This is a genomic window from Mesorhizobium sp. M7A.F.Ca.CA.002.04.1.1 (assembly GCF_004022805.1).
GTDB lineage: Bacteria > Pseudomonadota > Alphaproteobacteria > Rhizobiales > Rhizobiaceae > Mesorhizobium > Mesorhizobium ciceri.
Genome location: NZ_RZPL01000475.1, coordinates 1 through 4,562, shown reverse-complemented (window position 1 = coordinate 4,562; position 4,562 = coordinate 1). Strand labels below are relative to the sequence as shown.

Annotated in this window: 5 protein-coding genes; all 5 read right to left on the bottom strand. The window is 61.9% G+C overall.

Annotated elements, in window-relative coordinates; all coding sequences use genetic code 11:
* On the bottom strand, positions 1-835 hold an 835-nt coding region (locus ENZ75_RS22065), incomplete at its 3' end, for an alpha/beta fold hydrolase (RefSeq protein ID WP_128278313.1).
* A gap of 175 nt (positions 836-1,010) precedes the next feature.
* The gene (locus ENZ75_RS22060) at positions 1,011-2,090 is read right to left on the bottom strand and encodes an AraC family transcriptional regulator (RefSeq protein WP_063168665.1); all 1,080 of its coding nucleotides are present in this window, start codon (positions 2,088-2,090) and stop codon (positions 1,011-1,013) included.
* A gap of 99 nt (positions 2,091-2,189) precedes the next feature.
* Positions 2,190-3,245, bottom strand: coding sequence for a YeiH family protein (locus tag ENZ75_RS22055; RefSeq protein WP_063168664.1), 1,056 nt, complete (start codon positions 3,243-3,245; stop codon positions 2,190-2,192).
* Between the two features lie 141 nt (positions 3,246-3,386).
* Positions 3,387-3,764, bottom strand: coding sequence for an ester cyclase (locus ENZ75_RS22050; RefSeq protein WP_024501791.1), 378 nt, complete (start codon positions 3,762-3,764; stop codon positions 3,387-3,389).
* Between the two features lie 109 nt (positions 3,765-3,873).
* The coding region (locus ENZ75_RS22045) for a sensor histidine kinase (RefSeq protein ID WP_164887921.1) at positions 3,874-4,562 on the bottom strand (689 nt) is incomplete at its 5' end.

Here is a 4,562-nt window from a genome sequence, read left to right as displayed (position 1 = left end):
CTTTTGCGATCTCGGATGCGTCGGCGGTCACGGGAATCTTTCCTGGTCGGCCAAGATTGACGATAGCGACCGGAATTTTGATACCGGCAAAGCTTTTGACATCGAAGACATCGGATGGGGCAGGATCGATCGCCATGGCGAAATGAATGCGCTCATCCCGGTTGTCCCGACCGGCGGCCTGCAAATCCATGGCGTGAAGATCGACGCCGCTTTGCCTGACCCAGTCGCAGAGCGAGGCATTGAGCAGGTCCGTATCGCAATAGGCCGCCAGCAATTTCGGATCGATGCGGGCACCGGCTATCGCCAGCGCCGTGTTGCCGCCCATGGAAAGACCGAGGACGCCTACTTTGCCTTGTTCGAGGTGCCCTGCGAAGAAAGCGTCCTTCGCCGTCGCGGTCAGGGCAGCCGTGAGATCGGCGGGCCGCAACCAGAGTTTCATCGTCTCGGCGGCGGATCTGTTTTTCCCCGTATTTCCCGGGTGTGTGGGAGCGGCGACGACGAATCCCTGCCTGGCCAGAGGCGTTGCAATCCAGCTCAGGGCGTGTGGGGTTCCCGCCAGGCCAGCGCCATGCGAAAGCAGGATAAGCGGGAATTTTCCGCCAGCGATAGGCGCATCGCGCATGGCGGCCGTTCCGGCGAAAAGCGCGGTGTCGCCTGATATAACCATCTCGCCGCCCGGTTGCGCGGGATACCAGACCGTCACATCGAGATCGATGCCGCGCTCCTTGGATGGGGCAGGGAACTGACGAACGCCGACATTGTCGCCGGCGTCTGCGGGGTGTTGCATGAGCGCCGTGGAAACAGCGACGGCGCAGAGCATAGTCCAGAATTTCATTGAAATCTCCGTTGTCGAACGCGCCCTATAGGTGGCAAGGCCGGAGGCTACAGCGTCCGGGCAAGCTGGCGGTCATGTTCGATTGCAGTGTTAGCGACCCAATGTCAGCGGATCGGAGCGAAGTCCGCGACCTTGATCGCGATCAAGGACGTGCTTTATCGCGATTGAGTACCGTTCAGTGCGGAACGGCGCTGCCGATTTCAGCCGCCCGCCGGTTCGCAAGCGAGGGCGCCGCGTCAGGCGCGTTCCGGTCCCGCCAGGCGAGCGGGGTCATATCGGTGACGCGGCGGAATTCGCGGTTGAAGTTCGACTTGGTCTGGAAGCCGACCGCAAACATGATCTCCGTCACGGACTGATCGGTCTCGCTCAGCAGCCGGCAGGCCTCGGTGATGCGGTGTCCGTTGACATATTGCGAGACGTTCCTGGCCGTGGCCCGGTTGATCGCCATTGAGATCTGCCGTGCTGGAATTCCGGCGCGCCGGGCAAGCCGGTTGAGGTTGAGATTGGCGTCGCGATATAGTTTTTTCTCCTGCATCAACTCGTTGACCCTGGCGATCGCATCGGCGTTCTCGCCGGCGTCGGGTGGGGACGAAGTCTCGACGGGCTCGGCGGCATTGAGCGGGACATGGCTTTGGCTGGCCGCAGCCGCCGCCATGCCGACAATGACGAGCATGAAAAGATTGCCGATGCCGATCACGGTTGCCGCGCGAGCGCCATGTCCCGACGCCAGATCGAAGGACACCAGCATGTCGACGGCTCCCGACAGGCACAGCGTAGCTGCCGCGAAAAGGATGGCCCTGTAGACCGGGACCGCGCCGTCGAAGGGCGCAAGGCGAAGCCCGTCGGCGCCGGAGCGAAGCAGCCAGAGAATGGCGGCGGCGTAGGTGAAATCGATTGATGTCAGCGCCACGTCGATCGCCTCGCGCCAAAAGATTATCAGCATGATGATGATGACCGCGGGTGTCGCGTGGAGCCCCAGCAGGGCCGGCCACCGGCGGTCGCTGGTGCGAACCAGGCTCGATACGCCGGCGTAGAGCAGAGACGGCATGATCGCGGCGGATACGGGGGCGATATAGCCGACTTCGCTGATGCCATAGCCCCAGCGCAGTCCGGTGAGCACCGATTGCAACGCTGCAACAAGGATCAGGGCGAGAAACGGCAGGTTCGGTGCTGCCTCATCCTGGCGGCTGGCGACGACCCAAAGCAGGATGAACAGCGACAGGGCGACGACGAAGGGTAAGGGAACAAACGGCATGGATCGGGTGCGGGCTCGCGTGTTGATGCGCGGCAGACCGTAGCCGATGTGATTTGATTCCCAAACTCGCTTGTGCCGTCTGCGTGCCGGCGATCAAGCTCAGGCGAACTTCACCAGCATCAGGCTGAAGCAGCCGATGAACAGGAAGGCCGAGAAGGCGAGCGCCAGCGGGCGCAGGCCGCGCGAGCGCAGCTGAGAGATGTCGGCCTGCAGGCCCATGGCGGCCAGGCCCATGGTCAGCATGATGGTGGTGGCGAGCGCCATTGCCGATTTCATCTCGGTGGGCACCGTGACCAAGCTGTTCAACGCCACGACAGCGACGAAGGCGGCGACGAACCACGGCATGGGCGGCCGCGCCGCCACCTCACTGCTGCTCCTGCCGCGCGCCATCAGGCCGAGCGCGACGACCATCGGCGCCAGCATGGCGACGCGGGTCAGCTTGGCGACGGTGGCGATCTCGCCGGACTGGGTGCCGTTCTGAAAGCCGGCGCCGATGACTTGCGCCACCTCGTGGATCGAGGCGCCGGCCCACAGGCCGAAAGCGTGCTGGTCGAGGCCGAGCATGGGCGCCATGAGTGGGAAGCCGAGCATGGCGACGGTGCCGAACAAGGTGATCGAGGCGACGGCGTAGGTGACGTCCTCGTCGCGCGCATCGGTGACGATGTTGGTGGCGACGATGGCCGAAGCGCCGCAGATCGAGGTGCCGGCGGCGATCAACTGCGCCAGCTTGGCGTCGACGCCGATCAGCCGGCCAAGCGTGATGGTGAAAACGAAGGTGGCGCCAAGCGTCGCCGCGACAATGCCGACGCCGCCAGCGCCGATCGAGACCACCTGGCCGAGCGTCAGCTGGAAGCCGAGCAGCACGATGGCGAAGCGCAACAGGCGCTTTTGCGAGAATGCGATACCGGCTTTGGCGTGCACGGGCGTGCCGAGCACGTTGGAGTAGATCATGCCGGCGACGACGGCGAGGATCATTGGACTGAACAGCGCGAAGCCGGAAACATTGCGCGCCGAGAAGGCGACGGCAGTGATCATCGTGACCAGCACGATGCCGGGGACGATGCCATTCCAGCTAAGGGATTTTCGCCCTTGCGCGACATCGGCAGGAAACGCGCTTTTTGGAATATCGTTCGCGAAGTGGGAAACGGAAGACAATGCAATGCTCCAGGCGAGTATGCCGGGAGAATGCCATTCCTAAACCAATCTTTCCAACGAATTATTTTCGTTAGAATGATCGATTTTTACGAACGATCCACGGGCGCTGCCGCGCAGACGTCGCTTTCTGGGCGACCTGGATTAAAGCTGCGCCTCGATCGCGGCCTTGTCGATCACCGACCAGACGTTCCTGATCCGGTCGTCGAGGAATTCATAGAAGACGTTCTCGCTGAAGGACACCTTCCTGCCGTTTATAGGGAGCCCGAAGAAGGTTCCCTTCGGCGTGCAGTTGAACTGAAGCCGGCTGGCTAGGAACGGCGGTTCGGCGATCAGCAACTGGATATCGAAATAGAGGTCTGGGATTTCCCGAAAATCGCGCTCCAGCATGTCCTGGTAACCCGACAGTCCGACGCGGTCGCCATTGTAGTGCACCTCGTCATGAACGAAGCGATGCAGCTTCTGCCAGTCCTGATTGTTGAGGCAGGCGATGTAGCCTCGATAGAGGTCGGTCACGGTCACGGCGATGGCTCCGGTGCTGATGCCCGCCATATTGCGACAGGGCTGAAGGCCAGGACGTACAATAAAAGCAACACATAGCGGGCCGTAGTCCTGTTGCCAGTGCCCAAGTTCAGGGAACAATTCCGAATTCGTGTCCGCTCATCACCTGGTCCAACGCACGCTGATCAACGTGCTCGCTGTCAACCGAGGCCTCAAGTTGGGTCAACGGTGCTTGCAGCGTCCAGGTGACACCGTGGCTATCATGCTCGAGAACACCGGTGCCGCTCACCGCGGCTGGAGCGACGCGCCGCAGCACCACGCTGCCGAAACCACCATGGCCGATCGTCTGTACTTCAGGACCATCTCTCTCTTTCCAGATCAGCTGGAACTGTTTCTGGCCGACCAGTCCGGTTACCTTCCATTGCACCGTTATCGTTCCCTCTGCGGCCGAAAGGACGCCGTATTTAGCGGAATTGGTCGCGAGTTCATGAAACGCTATGCCGAGGTACTGGACGGCATTGGGGCTCAGCGTCAGGGAAGGGCCCGACATTGAGATCCGCTCCTCGTTGCCGAACGGTTTGGCCTGCGCAAGCAGCAGTTCGAAGATCGTGGCGCCCTTCCAGTCGCCGGAAACCAGAAGGTCATGCGAGAGCGACAACGCCATGATGCGCTCGCGCACCTGACGTTCGAACTGGGCCGGCGTCGATGACCGCTTGCTGGTCTCCCGGATCATCGAGATGATGACGGAATACTGGTTCTTCACCCGGTGGTTGACCTCGCGCATCAGCATGCGGATGCGATATTCGTTCTCCTTGGCTA